The organism is Flavobacterium sp. DG2-3, assembly GCF_030730925.1.
Lineage (GTDB): Bacteria > Bacteroidota > Bacteroidia > Flavobacteriales > Flavobacteriaceae > Flavobacterium.
Window position 1 is genome coordinate 82,853 of the sequence record NZ_JAVAMB010000016.1, and the last position, 19,683, is coordinate 102,535.

Here is a 19,683-nt window from a genome sequence, read left to right on the forward strand (position 1 = left end):
ATTCAAAACTAGCTAACCCTAGACAGTCATCGAAAACAGATTTGTTTCCGGTGACTTTCTTTTTAGATGTAAATCAAAAGCCATACAAATATTACGTACAAAAGGTCTTCCTTCTTCTGTAATTTTGATTTTATTAGTTTCAATAACAATTAAATTATCGTTTTCGATTTCTTTTAAAGCAATTAAAACTTCAGGAAGTTCAGTAAAATTTAGTGATTCTGCACTCCAGGATGTTTCTAATTCGCAAGTTAAATTAAGAATGTGTTTTCTAATGATAAGGTCTTCATTATTTAAAATATGGCCTTTTACAACAGGAAGTTTATCTGCTTCTAAAATATCATAATATTCTTCAAGACTTTTTGTATTTTGAGCAAAGCTGTACCAGCTATCACTTATGGAGGAAACGCCAAGACCAATCATCACTTGTGTTTTAGAGGCACTATAACCCATAAAATTTCGGTGCAAATTGCCATTATGAGCGGCTTTGTATAAACTGTCATCGGCTAAAGCAAAATGATCCATGCCAATTTCATGATAACCGTTTTGGATAAGCAGTTTTTTGCCAGTCTCGTATAGTTTTCTTTTTTCGGCATCCTTTGGAAGGTTTTCTTCATTAAAGCCGCGTTGTCCGTTTCCTTTTATCCATGGAACGTGCGCATAACTGTAAAAAGCTAATCGATCTGGTTTTAATGAATTTGTTTTCTCAACCGTATCAATTACATCTTCGATGGTTTGAAATGGAAGTCCAAAGATAATATCGTGTCCAATAGAAGTATAGCCAATTTCTTTTGCCCAAAAAGTTACTTTAGCAACATTATGAAATGGCTGGATTCTATTAATGGCCTTTTGAACCGTAGCAGAATAATCCTGAACGCCAAAACTTACACGACGAAATCCTAAATCATATAATTTTTTAAGCTGTTCGTAAGTGGTGTTATTTGGATGTCCTTCAAAACTGAATTCATGATTTTCTGCTTTTACGGCATGATCAAAAATTCCGTTAATAAGGTTTTCTAAGTTTTCTTTAGAAAAGAATGTTGGAGTTCCTCCGCCCAAATGTATTTCTTTAATTATTGGTTTTTCAGGCAGAACGTTACAATACATAGTCCATTCTTTCAGAACCGCCTGAATATATTTTTCTTCTACTGAATGATTTTTGGTAATACGCTTATTGCATCCACAGAAAGTACACATGCTTTCGCAAAAAGGCAGGTGAATGTATAAACTGATTCCGTTTTTTGAATTGCTTTCAGAAAATGACTGTTGTAGAGTAGTAATCCATTTTTCTGCTGTAAAGTCAGCTTCATTCCAATATGGAACTGTCGGATAACTAGTATATCTTGGACCTGGGACGTTGTATTTTTGAGTCAAAGAAATTTTCATAACGACGGATTTAGTTTTCATCAAAATTAAAACTTCAGGCTAAGACATAAAATGACAAATGTCATATAACTTGTAAAAAAAAAGAGACCCAAAATTGAGCCTCTTTTATTGAATTAAATAACTAACGTGATATAGAATCTTGGATGATTTTAAGCCATTTTTTCGCAAACTGATGATCTTGATAAACGCTAATTTGCTTGATGCGATCGTCATCAAAATCATAGAATGGAATTATTATTTTTTTAGAAGTTCCTTTTTCTTGAAATTCAAAATCAATTTTAATAATTGTATCAGAACCAGCATCTGTTGTTGGAATTAATTTGCATGATGCAATTGTATTTAAATCCACATAAGTTGATTCCTGTTGATTTGGATTGAAATTCATTAAAATAAACTTGTTATTTTTTTGATCAATAGTTAAGGTCTTATTATTGATCGATTCTGTCAAATCAAATTCTTCTGGATGATTTGGATTGAATCTTTTTTTGATGTTTAAAATTCTTGATTTGCTTGCTGCAGATGAACGTGCAGAAAAATATACTGGGATAGCGACTATAATTAGAATCACAATACCCATAATTGTGGTAGTAGTTTCCATAATGTTTTTTAATGAAATAAATAAATGATATGCAAACAGTTTTCTGAATGAAAACGGCTAAGTGATTACTGAAGAATGAATCTTCTAAATAAAATCAGGTATTTATTTACCAGAAAAAATGGAAAGCATAGAGTATGACTGAAACCTTTTTACATTGAGTTGTAAAGAGTTTAGTATATGCTGTAACAGTTGAAACAGTTTGATGCTGTGGTATTAGTGGTAAAAGCGTATCAAAACATTTTATAATTCCTCCAGTCGGGTTTGTTTTGATGTTTGCGGCAAACTGATAATTTCCCTGTGGCTGGATAAATGCCGATGAATCAGGAATGTCTTTACAGAAATTAGTATCTGATTTTTCCGTCTCAATTAAGCGCACAGAAGCTTGGTTTGCTTTATAAGCAAACAAACCTGCAATTAAAAGCGCAATAAAAATAACGGTTTTACGAATCCAATTCATGTCGGCGAATTTAAGCCATAAAACGCAATTAAAGAAATTTTAAAGGATTAATTAACACTCCAAAAAAAAGTCCTCAGTTAAACTGGGGACTTATAAGGCTATTGTTGCATTTTAAAATAATAGTCTGCAGAGTGTTTGCCGCTTCCATAAAAGAGAAAGAATATGCAGACAAACAAAACGATTAATGCTAAAATTAAACTTTCGGAATGCATTTGTCCCATAAAATTTATAAGAACGGCACCGAATAGAATGGGTAATTGAGCAGCTATTGCCCATCTTGTTAAGAGTCCAAAAATAATCATTATACCACCAATCATGTGGGCTGGAGCAATGTAATGCAGCATAAACATACCTCCGCCAAACTTGTCAATCGGGGAAATCAAATCATGCAGGTATTGAATATTGGTGACGAAAGAGACACCTTTCATAAATAAAAATCCACCCAAAACAATACGTACTAAATCAACTGGTAAATAAGTGTGCGAATTTGCCCATTTATTCAAACTTTTTACATTTTCCATGATGTTGTGTGATTAAAAATTATGTACTAAGTTACTAATTTTTAATCAGATAATTATTTTTAACACCTTGAAAATAAGTTTTTTGCTTTTTATTTAAAGTATTGCTGTGAATTATTTTTTTTCGATTTTTTCCAATCGTTTCTCTAAGTTGCTAATTTTTTTATTCTGTTCAATTGCGTACAATGTTAATTCTTCAATTTTTTGAAGTAATTTGGCGTTGATTTCTCCTAAATTGACTCCGTCTTTTAAAACTTCTTTTTCTGTTGGGATATTTTCTAAATGTCCTTCCTTAATAATATGTTGTTCTATTTCTTCAAGTGTTGGCAAATTATATTCTTTTTTAAAAACATAATCTGGCCAATTTAGTAAATCGACTTTTACTTCTTTAGAATGAATAGTACCATTGACATCTAATTTATTAGTTGGATTTGTATTGCCAATTCCTACATTTCCATCTGTTCCAAGTGTCATAACAAAATTTCCATAACCAGCCATTAGCCACAGGTCATGATTACTTTCTGTACCTATTCTGCCTACAACTTTTGAGCCCCAACTTTGATCAGAAAATATTCCTGTTTTCAATAAATTAGAACGAACAAGTAATTTAGCATGTGCAGAAGCATAAACATCAACGACTTTTTGCCAATTTTGTTGATTATCTGGTGATAATGTTCCAATACCGACATTGCCATCAGAAGGAAATATATTAGTAGATGTTTGAGCAAAATTATTCTGCAACAAAAATAAAAAGATTATCAAATATTTTTTGTTCATGTTCATTATGTATTCTACGATTAAATTAGTTATTAAATAATTTTTAATTGGAAACTAGTTAAACTTGAATAACTCCCAGATTAAATGGTTTTTGAATAGGAGCGTGATTTGCTGCTTCGATTCCCATAGAAATCCAATTACGTGTTTCTAACGGATCAATAATTGCATCTGTCCAAAGTCTTGAAGCTGCATAATAAGGAGAAGTCTGTTCATCGTATCGTGCTTTTATTTTATTGAAAAGCTCAGTTTCTTTCTCTTCATCGACTTTTTCTCCTTTCGCTTTAAGCGAAGAAGCTTCAATTTGCGCTAAAACTTTTGCAGCTTGAGTTCCACCCATTACGGCAAGTTCCGCGCTTGGCCAAGCAAAAATTAATCTAGGATCATACGCTTTTCCGCACATGGCGTAATTTCCAGCTCCGTATGAATTTCCAACAATAACCGTAAATTTTGGAACAACAGAATTGCTGACCGCATTTACCATTTTAGCACCATCTTTTATAATGCCACCATGTTCAGATTTTGAACCCACCATAAAACCGGTAACGTCTTGTAAAAAGACTAATGGAATTTTTTTCTGATTGCAGTTGGCAATAAAACGAGTGGCCTTATCGGCGCTGTCAGAATAAATAACGCCACCGAATTGCATTTCGCCTTTTTTGGTTTTTACCACTTTTCTTTGGTTGGCAATAATCCCGACTGCCCAACCGTCAATTCTGGCGTAACCTGTAATTAAAGATTGTCCGTAACCTTCTTTATATGCTTCAAATTCTGAATTGTCGACCAAACGTTTGATGATTTCCATCATGTCATATTGTTCAGTTCTAGCTTTGGGAAGTATGCCGTAAATATCATTTGGTTCTAAAGCTGGTTTTTCGGCTTTGATTCTGCTGTAACCTGCTTTATCAAAATCACCAATTTTATCTACAATATTTTTAATTTTATCTAAAGCATCTTTGTCATCTTTGGCTTTGTAATCGGTAACTCCTGAAATTTCACAGTGTGTTGTCGCGCCGCCTAAAGTTTCATTGTCTATAGTTTCTCCAATTGCTGCTTTTACCAGATAGCTTCCAGCAAGGAAAATGCTTCCTGTTTTGTCAACAATTAAAGCTTCGTCACTCATAATAGGAAGATATGCACCTCCTGCAACACAGCTTCCCATAACGACAGCGATTTGAGTAATTCCCATACTGCTCATCTGAGCGTTGTTTCTAAAAATGCGTCCGAAATGTTCTTTATCTGGAAAAATTTCATCCTGCATTGGCAGATAAACTCCTGCGCTGTCCACAAGATAAATAATTGGGAGTCTATTTTCCATTGCGATTTCCTGAGCGCGAAGGTTTTTCTTTCCAGTTATCGGAAACCAAGCTCCAGCTTTCACAGTTGCATCATTGGCCACAACAATACATTGTTTGCCTTTAATGTAACCAATTTTTACAACGACACCTCCCGAAGGACACCCGCCGTGTTCTGGATACATTCCTTCGCCAGCGAAACCGCCAATTTCAATACTTTTAGAATTTTCATCCAATAAATAAGCAATTCTTTCACGAGCGGTCATTTTGCCCTCAGCGTGGAGTTTTTCGATTCGTTTTTCTCCTCCGCCCAATTTTACTTTAGCAAATTTTTGTTTTAATTCAGAAAGAAGTAATTTATTGTGATCTTCGTTTTTATTGAAGTTTAAATCCATAATAAAGTATTGATTTTATAAAATAGTGTTGGCTAATTTACAAAATCTGTTGAAATAAACTCTTAAGCTTCTAAGTTTCTTAGCTCCTAAATAACTTAGAAGCTTAGCAACTCAAAAGCTCATATTTATTTTTTAGAAAGACAAACCATTTGTTTTAACAGCGCCCATTGTTTTAAAGCGTCACGGGCTTCTACAGCTGGATATCCAAGCATAGTTTTGCCTGAAGGAACATCTCCTACAACGCCAGAACCAGCACCAATTGTTGCGCCATCGCCAATAGTGGTGTGATCTTTTATTGACGCACTTCCGCCAATAATTACGCCGTTACCAAGGGTTACAGATCCCGCAAGACCACTATTTCCAGCCATTATACAAAATTTACCTAGTTTACTATTGTGGCCAATTTGAACTAGATTGTCTATTTTGCATCCATCACCAAGAACTGTTGAACTAAATTTTCCTCTATCGATACAAGTATTGGCACCAATTTCGACACAATTGCCAATAATGACATTTCCTATTTGCGGAATTTTAACCAAACCTTTTTCTGAACAAGGTCGAAACCCAAAGCCATCTGCTCCAATAGTAGCATTAGGATGAATTATACAATCGTTCCCGATATGACAACGCTCTCGTATAACCGTACCAGACCAGATAGTTGTATTTCTCCCGATGGTGCATTCGTCTAAAATGGTCACATTAGGATAAAGTATTGCTCCAGCGCCAATTTCAACTTTTGGACCGATATAGCAGCCAGCGCCAATTTTAGCACCTTCGCCAATAATAGCAGTTTCGTCTACAGTAGCAGTTTTGTGAATGTTTGAATGGAAGATAGGGGCTGGAGGAGCAAAAAGGGTTAAAATTTGTGACATGGCCAGATCGGCATTTTTTACTTTAATAAAAGCGCGATTTTCACCTGGTTCTATAGAAATGTCTTCGTTAACAACAGCTACTGAAGCATTTGAGGCCGACCAGTATTTTTCATATTTTTTATTTCCTATAAACGAAATTTCTGAAATGCTAGCTTTTTCAAGTTGTTCTGTGGCTGTAATATATTGTGAAGTAGCGCCATAAATTACGCCATTGATTATTTCGTTAATCTCGTGAATTGAATAGGATTTCATTTAATGAATTAAGTAGATTTAAGGTTTAATTTTTGCCAAATAAAATGAATTTGATTTTAATAACCTAATGCTTTTTTGAGATATGTTTAAAATAACGGCTGTAATATTGAAAAATTAACTTTTTGTGTATTAAATTAATGAGTTTCTTTTAATTTTTGTGCGTTCTTTAATATTTATTTCCTGACAAATTAAAGCATAATTAGAAAGAGAGATTGGTAAGTATTTGATTATTAGGAATAAAAAAAGCGATTCACTTAAAAAGGAATCGCTTTTGAAATATTTTGTTTTTTTACTGTTTGACTTTAGATAAAGACAATGCATTAATGCAATAACGCAAACCGCTTGGCGGTGGACCATCAGGAAAGATATGCCCCAAATGAGAATCGCAAACATTGCAAGTTACCTCAACACGAATCATTCCGTGCGATTTGTCGGCATGATATCCAACTGCATTTTCTTTTACAGGCTGTGTAAAAGACGGCCAACCTGTACCAGATTCGAATTTTTCGCTGGCATCAAATAATAACGTTCCGCAGCATTTGCATTCGTAAATTCCTGGTTCAAATAAACTGCACATTTCAGAGCTGAAAGATCTTTCGGTTCCTTTTAAACGAGTTACCTGAAATTCTTCTGGAGTCAATAACTGTTTCCATTCTCCCTCCGTTTTCTCCACTTTTTTGTCTGGAGTCGGATTTCCTTTATTTGTAAAATGAATTACATCTGCCCATTTTATCATAACTTTTGTTTTTTGTTTAAAAAAGTTTCAAGCTTCAGGTTTCAAGTTGACTGCAAACTGCGACTGAACACTATTCTTCTTCCTTCTGTCCCATCATCATCAGATAGGCTTTTAGGAAAGCATCAATATTTCCGTTCATTACGCCGTCAACATCGCTGGTTTCGTATCCTGTGCGAACATCCTTAACCAATTTATAAGGTTGCATCACATAATTACGAATTTGTGAACCCCATTCGATTTTCATTTTTCCAGCTTCGATATCGGCACGTTGTGCTTGCTGTTTCTTTAACTCAATTTCATACAACTGAGAACGAAGCATTTGCATAGCACGCTGTCTGTTGTCTTGCTGAGAACGTGTCTCAGAACACTGAATCTGAATTCCAGTTGGTTTGTGAACTAACTGAACTTTAGTTTCTACCTTATTTACGTTCTGTCCTCCAGCACCGCTCGAACGAGAAGTTGTAATTTCGATATCGGCAGGGTTAATGTCGATTTCGATACTATCATCTACCAACGGATAAACGTAAACAGAAACGAAAGAAGTGTGGCGCTTAGCGTTACTGTCAAATGGTGAAATACGAACCAAACGGTGAACTCCGTTTTCTCCTTTTAAGTATCCGAAAGAATAATCTCCTTCAAATTCTAAAGTTACGGTTTTAATTCCAGCAACGTCGCCTTCTTGAAAGTTAAGTTCTTTGATTTTGTAACCATAACTTTCTCCCCACATCATGTACATACGCATCAGCATTCCTGCCCAGTCACAGCTTTCTGTTCCTCCGGCACCAGCAGTAATCTGAACGACAGCACTTAAACTGTCAGCTTCATCAGAAAGCATGTTTTTAAATTCGATGTTTTCTATATGAGTCTGAGCTAGGTCGTATTGTTCGTCTAACTCCTCTACAGTAAGTTCGCCTTCTTTATAAAAATCATAAGCAAGCTGTAATTCTTCTGTAAGAGTTGCAGCTTTGTCATAATCTTCAATCCATTTTTTCTTGTTTCGAAGATTTTTTACAATAAGTTCTGCTTCTTTTGGATTGTTCCAAAAATCAGGAGCAAACGTTTTTTCTTCTTCGTTTGCAATTTCGATTAGTTTAGCATCGACGTCAAAGATACCTCCTCAACGCACCAAGGCGCTCCACAATACCTTTTACTTGTTCGGCTGTTGTCATAAATTAATTAATAGGTTTTTATATGTTTTTTAGAATTATTACGTTAATTTGGTCTATAGAAACGAGCGAGTTAAATTTTATTAAACTTGCCAAGAATAACTATTTGTAATACGTAATTTTGCATACAAAAATAAGATATAGTTTTTAGAATATGGAAATAAATTTAATCAGCGATACCATAACAAAGCCTACTTATGAAATGCTGCAGTATATGTTTAACGCCCATGTCGGCGATGATGTATACAAACAGGACCCAACGGTGATTGAATTGGAAAACAGAACAGCAGAGTTTTTTGGTATGGAAGCTGGTCTTTTCTTTCCGTCTGGAACTATGGCAAACCAAACTGCAATTAAACTTCATACACAGCCTGGAGAACAATTAATAGCCGATAAATATGCGCATGTTTATCATTATGAAGGAGGAGGAGTTTCTTTTAACAGCGGTGTTTCTTGCTGTCTGATAGATGGAAACCGCGGAATGATAACGGCAGCACAAGTCAAAGCAGCGATAAACGATCCTGAATTTTATCACAGTCCGCTTACAAGTTTGGTTTGTGTAGAGAATACAACCAATAAAGGAGGCGGCGCATGCTACGAATTAGAAGATTTAAGAGAAATAAAAAAAGTTTGCGACGCCAATAATTTGAAGTTTCACTTAGATGGAGCTAGAATTTGGAATGCTTTAGTAGCTAAAAGACAGAATCCGAGGGAATTTGGAGCAATTTTCGATACTATTTCGGTTTGTCTTTCTAAGGGATTAGGTGCTCCAATTGGTTCTGTACTGCTTGGAAGTAAAGCTGATATTCACAGAGCGTTGAGAATCAGGAAGATATTGGGTGGCGGAATGCGTCAGGTTGGGTATTTAGCTGCTGCCGGATTATATGCTTTGGCGCATAATATCGAAAGATTGGCTGAAGATCATCGCAGAGCAAAAGAAATTGCCAAAATCTTAAGCACAAAACCTTGGATCGCGTCTATTGAGCCTGTAGAAACTAATATTTTGATTTTTTCGCTTGCAGAAGGCTACAGCGATCAATTATTGATCGAAAAATTAAAACAGAAAAATATATTAATAAGTTCGTTAGGACATAATAAACTTCGTATCGTAACACATTTAGATTACAAAGAAGTGATGCATACTTATGTGTTGGAGACGCTTTCGAAGTTCTAATTGAAGGTTCTAAGGTTCTGAGTTGCTAAGCTTCTAAGATTTAGTATAAAGAAAGTTTAAAAGCTGATAAGCTTTTAAAAATATAAAGGGATAAAAGGTAGCTCATACGAGTTAACTTTTATCCTTTTAGGTTTAAGAAAGCTTAGCAGCTCAGAACCTTAGAATCTTAGTAGCTTATTTAAAAAGATTATCCATTCCAGGAATAGAAGGCATATCCATTCTGGCTACAGCGTCTAATTCTCTTTCGTTTACATTTGTAGCTTTTTCTATGGCTTTGTTTAAAGTTACTATTAGGTAATCTTCTAACTGCTCTTTATCTTCTAATAAAGAATCGTCAACAGAAATTGATTTTATTTTTCTACTAGCTGTAATAGTAACTTTTAATAATCCGTCAGCGCTTTGTTCATCAATCAAAACAGTATCAAGACGCTTTTTTGTATCTTCAATTTTTTGCTGGGTCTCTTTAAGTTTACCCATCATTCCCATTAAATCCATTTTTGTTGATTTTTTAAATTATTTCACACAAAATTACTATATTGCTGTGTTAATTCAATAGAATAATTTAAGAAAAAATTAATTCTGTTCTGTTGGGTTTGTGCTATTTTTGCGTCTTCATATTTAAAAATTAATGCTTAATCAATGCAAAATGATATATCGGCCCCAAAGGCTAACATAATACCAAAAACACTAAAAAAACATAAAGAAACTAGGATTGACAACTACTTTTGGCTTAATGACCGCGAAAATTCTGAAGTAATTGATTACCTAAATCAAGAAAATGCTTATTATGAGAATATGACTTCTCACACTAAAGATTTACAAAATAGTCTGTTTGAAGAAATGAAAGCAAGGATCAAAGAAGACGATTCTTCTGTTCCTTATTTCTACAATGGATATTTTTATATAACGCGTTTCGAAACAGGTCAGGATTATCCAATTTTTGCCAGAAAAAAAGGAAGCCTTTCTGCAGAAGAAGAAATTCTTTTTAACTGTAACGAAATGGCAAAAGGACATGCTTATTTCAAATTAGGAGGTTTAAGTATTAGTCCAGACAACAAATTTGCCAGTTTTGGAGTAGATATTGTTGGAAGAAGAATTTATACGATTCAAATTAAAAACTTAGAAACGGGTGAAATCTTAGCAGATAAAATAGAAAATGTGACAGGTGCTTCGGTTTGGGCAAATGACAACAATACTATTTTTTATGTTAGACAAGATGAAACTACTTTAAGAGCTGATAAAGTTTTTAGACATAAATTAAATACCAGCTCAGAAAATGATGTTTTGGTTTTTAATGAAGTTGACGATACTTTTAATGTGTCGATAAGCAAAGAAAAATCAAGAAAATATATTGTTATTGGTTCTGGAAGTACTTTAACAACCGAATATAGAATTTTAAATTCTAATAATCCTGATGGCGAATTTGAAGTTTTTCAGCCACGTGTTCGCGGATTGGAATATAGTATTTCTCACTACGAAGATTCTTTTTACATCTTAACAAATAAAGACAAGGCGACTAATTTTAAATTGATGAAAACGCCTGAAGATAAAACAGGAAAGAAAAACTGGGTAGATCTTATTCCGCACAGAGAAGATGTTTTGTTGGAAGATATCGAGATTTTCAAAAATTATTTAGTTGTAGAAGAGCGTTCAAACGGATTGAATCACATTAGAATCATGCCTTGGGGTGATGAACCAGATTATTATCTTCCTTTTGGCAGTGAAACTTATAATGCATACACAACAACCAATGTAGATTTTGATACCGATATTCTGCGTTACAGCTATCAATCGTTGGCAACGCCGTCTTCTATAATTGATTTTAACATGAGGGATAAAACCAAAACGATCTTAAAAGAGCAAGAGGTTTTGGGTGGAAAGTTTGATAAAAACAATTATATAGAAGAAAGAGTTTGGGCAACAGCTCGTGATGGCGTAAAAGTGCCGATTTCTATGGTTTATAGAAAAGGTTTAGAGAAAAATGGTAAAAATCCGTTACTGCTTTATGCGTATGGTTCGTACGGAATTACAATGGATACTTATTTTTCATCAACAAGATTATCGCTTTTAGACCGCGGATTTGTTTATGCCATAGCCCACATTAGAGGTGGTGAGGACTTAGGAAGACAATGGTATGAAGACGGAAAACTGTTAAAAAAGAAAAATACCTTTACAGATTTCATCGATTGCTCTAAATTTGTAATAGACCAAAAGTTTACTTCTCCAGAACATTTGTATGCAGAAGGAGGATCTGCTGGAGGACTTTTAATGGGAGTAATCGTAAATGAAGCTCCTGAATTGTATAACGGAGTCATCGCTCAGGTGCCTTTTGTAGACGTAATTACTACGATGCTGGATGATAGTATTCCGCTTACAACTGGAGAGTATGACGAATGGGGCAACCCAAACAATAAAAAATATTACGATTATATGTTGTCGTATTCACCTTACGATAACGTAAAAGCGCAGGAATATCCTAATATGTATGTTTCTACCGGATTGCATGATTCGCAGGTACAGTATTGGGAGCCAGCTAAATGGGTTGCGAAATTGCGAGATTTAAAAACAAATAATAAACTTTTGTTTTTAGATACAAACATGGATGCAGGTCATGGCGGGGCTTCGGGACGTTTTGAGGCTTTAAAAGACTTAGCAAAAGAATTTAGTTTTTTATTAGATTTAGAAAAAATTAAAAGCTAATTAGAAATTTTTTGTTAAATTTGCAACCTATCAAGGTTAATTTGAAAATGCCTTTGATTAACTATTTTTTTATGAAAGAAGAAATAACTGCTTATAATAATGTTTTAGAGTTAATAGGAAACACCCCCCTTATTAAGCTAAATAAAATTACCGAAGAGTTAGAAGGAAATTTCTACGCAAAGGTAGAAGCTTTCAACCCAGGTCATTCCTCAAAAGATAGAATAGCGTTATATATTATTGAAGAAGCCGAGAGAAAAGGAATTCTATCTCCGGGAGATACCATTATTGAAACCACATCTGGTAATACAGGTTTTAGTTTAGCAATGGTAAGCATTATTAAAGGTTACAATTGTATTTTAGCGGTAAGCTCAAAATCATCTAAAGACAAAATTGACATGTTGAGAAGTTTAGGCGCCAAAGTGTATGTCTGTCCGGCTCACGTTTCTGCAGATGATGAAAGATCTTACTATAATGTAGCAAAACGTTTGCACGAAGAGACAAAAGGTTCGGTCTACATTAATCAATATTTCAACCAATTAAATATTGATGCCCACTACAACACTACAGGTCCAGAAATTTGGGAACAGACAAAAGGACAAATTACGCACTTAATTGCGTGCAGCGGAACAGGAGGAACTATCTCTGGAACTGCAAAATTCTTAAAAGAAAAAAATCCAAATATTAGAATTCTAGGAGTTGATGCTTTTGGTTCGGTTTTGAAAAAATACCACGAAACAAAAGAATTTGATAGTAAAGAAATTTATCCTTACCGTATAGAAGGTCTTGGTAAAAACTTGATTCCGTCTGCTACAGATTTTGATATTATTGATAAATTCATGAAAGTAACCGACGAAGAAAGTGCTCACTCTGCAAGAGAGATTACTAGAAAAGAAGGTTTATTTGTTGGATATACTTCTGGAGCAGTAATGCAAGCTATTAAGCAATATGCTGAAGAAGGAGAATTTACAAAAGACAGTAACATCATTGCTATTTTCCCAGATCATGGTTCTCGTTACATGAGTAAAGTATTCAGCGATGACTGGATGAACGAGCAAGGTTTCTTTGACAGTGTTAATGAAGAAGAAGCTCAAAAAATTGAATTCGTAAAGTAATAAACTACTTTTCAAGATATAGAAACTCCATTCGTATTCCGAATGGAGTTTTTTTTATTTTCCACATTTTTCTCCTTTCGGTTTTCTTTAAAAGTTAAAATTTATTATTTTATTGAATATACCGTATTTATACGTAAGAAATTATTAGTTCGAATAATTTTAATTCAATTATTTAATAATAACATTGAAAAATATAAAAATTATTTAACCGGTAAAATGCATGAAAAACGTTCTTTTAACGAGTATTTAGGTAAGTTGTCGGAAATATTTTAGCTCCAAGTAGTAAAAATATAGTTTAGCGGTATTAAAATAACATAGTTATTAATCCCTAAAATCTACTATTATGAAAAAATTACTACTCACAGTATTGTTTGTAAGTTTTTTGAATGTGAATGCACAAACACCGATTCAGGAATTTAACTTTAATGGCACTTTAAACAATACTGCAAATACAATATCATTTATTGGCACCAACAATTTTGTGTCGGATAGAGCAGGAGCTATTAAAGGAGCTCAGCGACTAAATAATAAAGCTCTAGAAGCTGTAATTGATAATCTGCCTCAAGGAAAAAGCTCCAGAACGATTAGTATTTGGGTAAAATTCAATGATATTGCTACTGCAAACTATATCTGGGGTTACGGAAATGCTCTAAATGCGCAATATTGCGGTTTATTACAGCAAGGAACAACTTCCTCAAACTCTGATTTAAGTTTGGCTGCTTGGGGAGCCTCTAATGATGTTATTGTGTCTACACCGCTTGAAAAAAGTATCTGGTACAATTATACCATCACCTACGAAGGCACTACCTCTAAAATATATCGAGACGGTAAATTATTAAAGTTTCTAGAAGGAATGACAAGATCTACTAACGGAAATATTTTTAGATTGGGAGAGATCAATACTATGGTAGGAATAAATGCTGATATAGACGATTTAAAGATCTATAATGTTGCTTTAACTCCAGATCAGGTAAAAGAATTATATGAAAGTGAAAAAGCTGTTAATTTGCTAGTAAAGGCTCCTGCAGAAACGAAATCGAAAACTGTGGCTAAGGCAAAAACGCCAAATGAAACAATAATTACTTCAAGCGATGTCAGCGGGACAACAAAAAGCATTGAAGTGTATTCGCAAGGACAAAAAATAGTAGGAAGCAATGCTGCGAATATAAGCGATCTTCCTGAAGGGACTTATTTATTAAAAATTACCAGTACTCCATCTAAAAAAATTACCTCAAAATAAATGGTTTTTTAGTTTGTTTTTAAATGTTAGTTAGTTTTTTTATTGCGCAAGCAATTGAGTTTTTGGAATAGTAGAAAAGCTTTCTGTGTTCAGAAGGCTTTTTTTATTCTAAAAATATTTTCAAAATAGCATTGCTTTTCATGCGATGCATTCTGTAAATAGTTTAGAGTGGCTTTGGAGTATTTCAAAGAGAATGCCACAGGAACTAATAAAGTATTTTTGTGAGAATTATGCATTTGTGTGTAAGAATTGCTTGTGCGTGATGAATTTAAATTATAGTTTTAACAAAATTTCTAAAATAATAAACGAAATTTTAGAATTGAAAAATCTAAAGTATTTCAATTTAACAGTCGATTTCTATTTGCCTTAAACTAAACATTCTGATAAAAGCTAAGCCTATGAAAAAAATATTACTCACTTTATTGTTTGTAAATTTTTTAACTGCCAATGCACAAAACCCAGTGCAGGAATTTAATTTCAACGGAAATCTAAACAGTGCCGATAATACCATTTCATTTTTAGGCTCACCGCTTTTTGTAAACGACAGAATGGGAAGTCCCAAAAGTGCTTTACGACTTACAAATAAAGCTTATCAAGCAGTAGTAGGGGAGCTTCCACAGGATAATAAGCCAAAAACAATATCAGTTTGGGTAAAATTTAATGCGGTCAATATTCCGAATTATATTTTTGGATATGGCGCTGCTGCAAACGGACAATATTTTGGATTAATACAGCAACCAGTAGCGGGAGGAAATTCAGATTTAAGTTTAGTAGGGTGGGGAGATACCAATAATGTGATAGTTTCTGTGCCATTAGCAAAAGAAACTTGGTACTTTTATAGTGTTACTTACGATGGAAATATTTCTAAAATTTACCGAAATGGTGTACTATTAAAGTCTGTAGAAGGGATTCAGCGTTCGGCAAAAGGGTATATTTTAAATCTAGGAAAACTAAATACCTCAACAAGTATTAATGCCGATATTGATGATTTACGATTATACAGTGTCGCTATGACAGACGAACAGGTTTTGGAAGCTTACAATAGCTCAAAACCAAATGGTGTTGCCGTAACGCAGACAATACCAGTTTCAACTTCTAATGCTCAGAAAAAAGCGGTTACAGCACCCATGAAAACATCTGCACCTGCACCTGCAGTCGAAATTAGCAAAAGCGGTAAAACAATTGAGGTTTTCTCGCAGGGAAGACAAATAATGAGCGCCAATGCTTCTAATATTGATGATTTACCAGAGGGGACTTATTTGATTAAGGTTATAAATACTTCTGCTAAGAAATAAGATTTTTAGGTTTTTTAAACAACAAAGCCTTCTGATAATTTTGGAAGGCTTTGTTTGGTAGCATGAGCTTAATATGTTTAGAAAATTATTCAAGAATATAGCTTACAAATTCTCCTCTTTTATCATGAGGAATATCATTATGATTAGATTTTAATATCATAGTATTCCAAGGTTTCCATTCATTAGAAAGTTCATTATTAGTTACTAAATAATGGTCTAATATTCCTTCTAGAAAATAATCTTTTAAGGGAAGATCTAGAATTCTTTCTTTCCCGTCTTGTGTGAGAACCACTTTGTATTCTAAATTATTTTTTTCATTAATATGAAAAAAAGTAAATATACCACTATCCCATGAACTTAGATATTCTAAATCGCCATCTGAATCATATTGAGTAGGAACAAGATTGTTATCTTTTTCAAATTCAAAAATCATTGACATCATTCTATCGTTTACCCAACGATAGAAAACTTCAGCATAATCTAGTAGATTTTGATTTGCATTTTCACTTTCCCATTTATAGGAGATAGAATATGAACCATCTTCTTTAATTGTAAATAATATTATATTAAATTGATCGATTGAATCAATTTTTGCTTCAAAATATTCATGAACTTGTCTTTCATAAGTATAAAGCTCTCTTCCATCTAAAGTGCCTTCATTTTTATTATTGTCCTTATAATAGAACGTATAAATATCATAACTTCCCCCAAGTGTAAAAATAAATTTTACTTCTAAAGTATCGTAAGGAAATTCCTTGTAGTAGTCATAGAATGCTTTAACTATTTCTTGTTCTTTCATTTAGCTCTTGTTTTATGGATTAGTAATTGCTCTTTTACTTAGTGTGTTATCTTTAACGCCATCAATATATACATCTACTCTAGTAGATGTTGGTCTTTTTGATGTTCCATCGAAATAAAATTCCATTTCTACTTTTATTTTTTTATTAGGATTTGCTCTTTTAAAATCAGAAATAGAAGTTTCCATCTTATACCAGTCTCCACCGGCTCTATTTTGCACAGCGTTTTGAGAAAAATAATTTATTATGGAGTAAGGCCATTAAATTTGACTTGCAAATTTGCTCTTAAATAATTGTGAAATTTCTCGAAAAACAATTTGATATCAGCCTCAGAATAATGCTCTTTAAAAGGGGAATCAACTATTGATAAACAATAATCATCTTGAGTTAAAGCATAGTCAAGACATTTATATAACATTTCCCAATATTCCAAGGTTCCTATTTCTAATAAATGCTCCCAATAATCATCTTCAAACACTCTTTCATTATTCAATCTATGATGATGATAATAAATAAAATGAACCGCCATCCCTAAATATTTTTGAAGAGTTTTTACTTCCATTTTAGAAAATTCTAATTATTAGTATTTACCAAGCCGTTTTTTTCAATAGATATAACTTAGCATCTTATAAATGCTAAGTTAAAATTATATTGAATAAAAAAAATAAGCCTTCTGAAATTCAGAAGGCTTTTAAATTATCTTTTTTTCTGCTGACCAGGAGCATAAGCTTTTGCACTTTTGTCTCCGTTCATTTTTTTAGCTTGTCCAGGCGGTATTTTTTTACCAGATGGAGCAGGTGTATGAGTGTGAGTATGTGTACTGCAGCTAATTACACTTAATACTAAGAACAAAAGAACTAGTACGATTACAGCAATTCGGGTGATTTTTGATGTTTGCATTTTTAGTTTAAATTTTATTTGAGGTGTTGCAAATATAATCGAAATGTATCTCTTAGATGTATTCGAGATTAGTTTAAAATGAGTTCAAATAATCATCGGAGCATTTTTTATTTTTGCTTTGAACTCTTTAACATTCAAAAAAATAACATGACAATAAAAGAAAAATTTTTAATGATTGGATTTACAGGTTTTATTCATATGGATAAGAAAAAGAGAGACGGAAAGGAGAGAATAACTTTTTGTTCTAAATATCACAACGAATCGATCTTTCTACTATTAGTTAATGAAAATAGCATTTGGGAAATTGAAAAAATTGAAGATAACGATATTGTTAGCAACACATTAAACAAAAATAAATCTTCACTTAATGCAGAAGACTTGCTTCTGTTTTTTAAAAACTTTTATTACGCTAACAATGATTTTTCGAATATTCTTTAAATAAAAATCTTTTGTTTCTCCTTAAATGAAATTTTATATCTCTAAAACCCCATGTATAAAACAACCATAATAACCTCTATTTTCATAAATATCAAAAATTAAAAGATAAGTATTCTGGCAATCTTTAAAATTACAAATTTGATATCGATATGAAAGTGCTTCGTTTGGATCTTCTAATTTTTCTAGTTTTAAAATATTATTTTGTGCCAAATCATCATTTGTTAACTGACCAGTTTTGATTAGTGAGCTTAAAAAGTTAGAGTTTTTAAAAGAAATAATAGCTTTATGTTTTATTCCTCCATTTCCGCAATAAAAATTGAAAGGTAATTCAAAATCAGGAGTTTTAATAGGGAACGATCTTTCGTCACCTAATTGTATTTTCTTTATAATTGAAATTTTGGACATAATTGATGCTGAGGTGAAATAGATGAAATAAAAAAGCCTTTTAAAAATCAAAAGACTTGTATTTTTTAGCTAATAACACTAATCACAATGAATAAGATTACAAGTGCTATCACAGCAAATTTCATAAATTTTGATGATTGCATAAATGAAAGATTTAAATTAGTTTATTTCTAATGTAAACAAATATAATTTTAAATTTCAATTAAGCAAAAGTTACTTAAAACAAAAAAAGCTCCAGAAAAATCCAGAGCTTTTTAAAATATTTTATAGAAAGATTATTCTTCTTTCATAGTATGATAAACGTTCATTACGTCATCATCCTCTTCAATTTTTTCGATTAGTTTCTCAACGTCAGCGATTTGTGCTTCAGTTAATTCTTTAGTGATTTGCGGAATACGCTCAAAACCAGAAGATAAAATTTCAAGACCTCTGTTTTCTAATTCTTTTTGGATAGCACCAAAACTTCCAAACGGAGCATAGATCAAGATTCCGTCTTCGTCTTCAAAAACTTCCTCGGCACCAAAATCAATAAGTTCCAATTCTAATTCTTCAGGATCAATACCGTCTTTTGCAATTCTGAAGTTACAAGTATGGTCAAACATAAACTCAACAGAACCCTGAGTTCCCATTGTTCCGTTACATTTGTTGAAATAACTACGAATATTAGCTACCGTTCTGTTATTGTTATCAGAAGCAGTTTCAATTAAGATTGCAATTCCGTGAGGCGCATAACCTTCAAACAAAATTTCTTTATAGTTGGCAGTATCTTTATTACTTGCATTTTTAATCGCGCGCTCCACATTGTCCTTAGGCATGTTAGCCGCTTTTGCATTCTGTATAACAGCTCTTAATCTAGAATTGGCATCTGGGTTTGGTCCGCCTTCTTTAACAGCCATTACGATATCTTTACCAATTCTGGTAAATGTTTTGGCCATTGCAGACCAACGTTTCATTTTTCTTCCTTTTCTAAATTCGAACGCTCTTCCCATTTCTAATTTTTAGTTTTGTGATGCAAAAATACGGTTTTCCTAATTTTTACAAAAACAAAATAAAAAAAATAAATTCCAATTTTGAAATCCCAAATTCCAAAAAAAAGCGAAGCTTTTTTAAAATCTAAAATCTAAAATCTAAAATCTAAAATCTAAAATCTAAAATCTAAAATCTAAAATCTAAAAT

22 protein-coding genes are annotated in these 19,683 nt (G+C 33.0%); 6 read left to right on the forward strand and 16 right to left on the reverse strand.

Features of this window, described 5'->3' with window-relative positions:
• Positions 1-18: 18 nt before the first annotated feature.
• The 9 genes from hemN to prfB all read right to left on the reverse strand — a co-directional run bounded on the left by hemN (position 19) and on the right by prfB (position 8,449).
• Positions 19-1,383, reverse strand: coding sequence for an oxygen-independent coproporphyrinogen III oxidase (hemN, locus tag Q9Q97_RS18625; protein ID WP_306159844.1), 1,365 nt, complete (start codon positions 1,381-1,383; stop codon positions 19-21).
• A gap of 121 nt (positions 1,384-1,504) precedes the next feature.
• Positions 1,505-1,981 (reverse strand): hypothetical protein, encoded by a 477-nt coding sequence (locus Q9Q97_RS18630; RefSeq protein WP_306159846.1) that lies wholly within the window; start codon positions 1,979-1,981, stop codon positions 1,505-1,507.
• A 106-nt stretch (positions 1,982-2,087) separates the two neighbouring features.
• Positions 2,088-2,438 carry a hypothetical protein gene (locus tag Q9Q97_RS18635; RefSeq protein WP_306159848.1) on the reverse strand — a complete coding sequence of 117 codons (351 nt, stop codon included), beginning with the start codon at positions 2,436-2,438 and terminating at the stop codon, positions 2,088-2,090.
• Between the two features lie 98 nt (positions 2,439-2,536).
• Complete coding sequence (locus tag Q9Q97_RS18640) at positions 2,537-2,959, reverse strand: DoxX family protein (protein ID WP_306159849.1); 423 nt, start codon at positions 2,957-2,959, stop codon at positions 2,537-2,539.
• 111 nt (positions 2,960-3,070) lie between these two features.
• Entirely contained in the window at positions 3,071-3,733 is a 663-nt protein-coding gene (locus Q9Q97_RS18645) for a hypothetical protein (RefSeq protein WP_306159850.1), read from the reverse strand.
• 58 nt (positions 3,734-3,791) lie between these two features.
• The gene (locus Q9Q97_RS18650) at positions 3,792-5,420 is read right to left on the reverse strand and encodes an acyl-CoA carboxylase subunit beta (RefSeq protein ID WP_306159851.1); all 1,629 of its coding nucleotides are present in this window, start codon (positions 5,418-5,420) and stop codon (positions 3,792-3,794) included.
• A 125-nt stretch (positions 5,421-5,545) separates the two neighbouring features.
• Positions 5,546-6,544: a UDP-3-O-(3-hydroxymyristoyl)glucosamine N-acyltransferase gene (gene lpxD, locus Q9Q97_RS18655; protein ID WP_306159853.1), complete on the reverse strand. Its 999-nt coding sequence runs from the start codon at positions 6,542-6,544 to the stop codon at positions 5,546-5,548.
• A 289-nt stretch (positions 6,545-6,833) separates the two neighbouring features.
• A complete protein-coding gene (gene msrB, locus Q9Q97_RS18660; RefSeq protein ID WP_306159856.1) occupies positions 6,834-7,280 on the reverse strand; it encodes a peptide-methionine (R)-S-oxide reductase MsrB in 447 nt (148 codons plus the stop codon).
• 70 nt (positions 7,281-7,350) lie between these two features.
• Positions 7,351-8,449, reverse strand: a protein-coding gene (gene prfB / locus Q9Q97_RS18665) for a peptide chain release factor 2 (RefSeq protein WP_306159858.1) whose coding sequence is annotated in 2 segments (ribosomal slippage) — positions 7,351-8,385 and positions 8,387-8,449 — 1,098 coding nt in all. Because the reading frame shifts where the segments join, the coding sequence is not laid out codon by codon here.
• A gap of 151 nt (positions 8,450-8,600) precedes the next feature.
• Between prfB and Q9Q97_RS18670 the strand changes: the two genes are divergently transcribed.
• Positions 8,601-9,620 carry a low specificity L-threonine aldolase gene (locus Q9Q97_RS18670; RefSeq protein WP_306159860.1) on the forward strand — a complete coding sequence of 340 codons (1,020 nt, stop codon included), beginning with the start codon at positions 8,601-8,603 and terminating at the stop codon, positions 9,618-9,620.
• Between the two features lie 174 nt (positions 9,621-9,794).
• Here the strand turns inward: Q9Q97_RS18670 and Q9Q97_RS18675 are convergent, their stop codons facing one another.
• A complete protein-coding gene (locus Q9Q97_RS18675) occupies positions 9,795-10,115 on the reverse strand; it encodes a YbaB/EbfC family nucleoid-associated protein (RefSeq protein WP_135220238.1) in 321 nt (106 codons plus the stop codon).
• 144 nt (positions 10,116-10,259) lie between these two features.
• On the opposite strand from Q9Q97_RS18675, the gene Q9Q97_RS18680 reads away from it, so the two are divergent.
• The 4 genes from Q9Q97_RS18680 (at position 10,260) to Q9Q97_RS18695 (ending at position 15,967) form a co-directional block, all read left to right on the forward strand.
• Positions 10,260-12,320, forward strand: a complete 2,061-nt coding sequence (locus Q9Q97_RS18680) for a S9 family peptidase (RefSeq protein ID WP_306159862.1) — start codon at positions 10,260-10,262, stop codon at positions 12,318-12,320.
• A 71-nt stretch (positions 12,321-12,391) separates the two neighbouring features.
• Positions 12,392-13,432 carry a PLP-dependent cysteine synthase family protein gene (locus Q9Q97_RS18685; protein ID WP_125719571.1) on the forward strand — a complete coding sequence of 347 codons (1,041 nt, stop codon included), beginning with the start codon at positions 12,392-12,394 and terminating at the stop codon, positions 13,430-13,432.
• A 343-nt stretch (positions 13,433-13,775) separates the two neighbouring features.
• The gene (locus Q9Q97_RS18690) at positions 13,776-14,672 is read left to right on the forward strand and encodes a LamG domain-containing protein (protein ID WP_306159864.1); all 897 of its coding nucleotides are present in this window, start codon (positions 13,776-13,778) and stop codon (positions 14,670-14,672) included.
• A 398-nt stretch (positions 14,673-15,070) separates the two neighbouring features.
• A complete protein-coding gene (locus tag Q9Q97_RS18695; RefSeq protein WP_306159866.1) occupies positions 15,071-15,967 on the forward strand; it encodes a LamG domain-containing protein in 897 nt (298 codons plus the stop codon).
• 85 nt (positions 15,968-16,052) lie between these two features.
• On the opposite strand, the gene Q9Q97_RS18700 is transcribed toward Q9Q97_RS18695, so the two are convergent.
• The 4 genes from Q9Q97_RS18700 to Q9Q97_RS18715 all read right to left on the reverse strand — a co-directional run bounded on the left by Q9Q97_RS18700 (position 16,053) and on the right by Q9Q97_RS18715 (position 17,664).
• Positions 16,053-16,766, reverse strand: a complete 714-nt coding sequence (locus tag Q9Q97_RS18700; protein WP_306159868.1) for a hypothetical protein — start codon at positions 16,764-16,766, stop codon at positions 16,053-16,055.
• A 12-nt stretch (positions 16,767-16,778) separates the two neighbouring features.
• Complete coding sequence (locus Q9Q97_RS18705; RefSeq protein ID WP_371878224.1) at positions 16,779-17,012, reverse strand: DNA/RNA non-specific endonuclease; 234 nt, start codon at positions 17,010-17,012, stop codon at positions 16,779-16,781.
• Positions 17,009-17,326: a hypothetical protein gene (locus tag Q9Q97_RS18710; RefSeq protein ID WP_306159870.1), complete on the reverse strand. Its 318-nt coding sequence runs from the start codon at positions 17,324-17,326 to the stop codon at positions 17,009-17,011. The genes Q9Q97_RS18705 and Q9Q97_RS18710 overlap by 4 nt, the downstream gene beginning before the upstream one ends.
• A 134-nt stretch (positions 17,327-17,460) precedes the next feature.
• Positions 17,461-17,664 carry a hypothetical protein gene (locus Q9Q97_RS18715; protein ID WP_306159872.1) on the reverse strand — a complete coding sequence of 68 codons (204 nt, stop codon included), beginning with the start codon at positions 17,662-17,664 and terminating at the stop codon, positions 17,461-17,463.
• 147 nt (positions 17,665-17,811) lie between these two features.
• Here Q9Q97_RS18715 and Q9Q97_RS18720 point away from each other — a divergent pair, with 147 nt between their 5' ends.
• A complete protein-coding gene (locus Q9Q97_RS18720; RefSeq protein WP_306159874.1) occupies positions 17,812-18,102 on the forward strand; it encodes a hypothetical protein in 291 nt (96 codons plus the stop codon).
• Between the two features lie 33 nt (positions 18,103-18,135).
• Here Q9Q97_RS18720 and Q9Q97_RS18725 read toward each other — a convergent pair whose 3' ends face one another.
• Complete coding sequence (locus Q9Q97_RS18725; protein WP_306159876.1) at positions 18,136-18,507, reverse strand: hypothetical protein; 372 nt, start codon at positions 18,505-18,507, stop codon at positions 18,136-18,138.
• 275 nt (positions 18,508-18,782) lie between these two features.
• Complete coding sequence (locus tag Q9Q97_RS18730; protein ID WP_125719582.1) at positions 18,783-19,496, reverse strand: YebC/PmpR family DNA-binding transcriptional regulator; 714 nt, start codon at positions 19,494-19,496, stop codon at positions 18,783-18,785.
• Between the last annotated feature and the right edge of the window lie 187 nt (positions 19,497-19,683).

Bases quoted from the DNA above. Each gene is read 5' to 3' on its own strand.
- Q9Q97_RS18650 (WP_306159851.1), bottom strand. From the start codon at position 5,420: ATGGATTTAAACTTCAATAAAAACGAAGATCACAATAAATTACTTCTT.
- Q9Q97_RS18720 (WP_306159874.1), top strand. From the start codon at position 17,812: ATGACAATAAAAGAAAAATTTTTAATGATTGGATTTACAGGTTTTATT.
- hemN (WP_306159844.1), bottom strand. From the start codon at position 1,383: ATGAAAATTTCTTTGACTCAAAAATACAACGTCCCAGGTCCAAGATAT.
- Q9Q97_RS18730 (WP_125719582.1), bottom strand. From the start codon at position 19,496: ATGGGAAGAGCGTTCGAATTTAGAAAAGGAAGAAAAATGAAACGTTGG.
- Q9Q97_RS18700 (WP_306159868.1), bottom strand. From the start codon at position 16,766: ATGAAAGAACAAGAAATAGTTAAAGCATTCTATGACTACTACAAGGAA.
- msrB (WP_306159856.1), bottom strand. From the start codon at position 7,280: ATGATAAAATGGGCAGATGTAATTCATTTTACAAATAAAGGAAATCCG.
- lpxD (WP_306159853.1), bottom strand. From the start codon at position 6,544: ATGAAATCCTATTCAATTCACGAGATTAACGAAATAATCAATGGCGTA.
- Q9Q97_RS18715 (WP_306159872.1), bottom strand. From the start codon at position 17,664: ATGCAAACATCAAAAATCACCCGAATTGCTGTAATCGTACTAGTTCTT.
- Q9Q97_RS18630 (WP_306159846.1), bottom strand. From the start codon at position 1,981: ATGGAAACTACTACCACAATTATGGGTATTGTGATTCTAATTATAGTC.
- Q9Q97_RS18685 (WP_125719571.1), top strand. From the start codon at position 12,392: ATGAAAGAAGAAATAACTGCTTATAATAATGTTTTAGAGTTAATAGGA.
- Q9Q97_RS18645 (WP_306159850.1), bottom strand. From the start codon at position 3,733: ATGAACAAAAAATATTTGATAATCTTTTTATTTTTGTTGCAGAATAAT.
- Q9Q97_RS18635 (WP_306159848.1), bottom strand. From the start codon at position 2,438: ATGAATTGGATTCGTAAAACCGTTATTTTTATTGCGCTTTTAATTGCA.
- Q9Q97_RS18670 (WP_306159860.1), top strand. From the start codon at position 8,601: ATGGAAATAAATTTAATCAGCGATACCATAACAAAGCCTACTTATGAA.
- Q9Q97_RS18690 (WP_306159864.1), top strand. From the start codon at position 13,776: ATGAAAAAATTACTACTCACAGTATTGTTTGTAAGTTTTTTGAATGTG.
- Q9Q97_RS18675 (WP_135220238.1), bottom strand. From the start codon at position 10,115: ATGGATTTAATGGGAATGATGGGTAAACTTAAAGAGACCCAGCAAAAA.
- Q9Q97_RS18640 (WP_306159849.1), bottom strand. From the start codon at position 2,959: ATGGAAAATGTAAAAAGTTTGAATAAATGGGCAAATTCGCACACTTAT.
- Q9Q97_RS18695 (WP_306159866.1), top strand. From the start codon at position 15,071: ATGAAAAAAATATTACTCACTTTATTGTTTGTAAATTTTTTAACTGCC.
- Q9Q97_RS18725 (WP_306159876.1), bottom strand. From the start codon at position 18,507: ATGTCCAAAATTTCAATTATAAAGAAAATACAATTAGGTGACGAAAGA.
- Q9Q97_RS18680 (WP_306159862.1), top strand. From the start codon at position 10,260: ATGCAAAATGATATATCGGCCCCAAAGGCTAACATAATACCAAAAACA.
- Q9Q97_RS18710 (WP_306159870.1), bottom strand. From the start codon at position 17,326: ATGGAAGTAAAAACTCTTCAAAAATATTTAGGGATGGCGGTTCATTTT.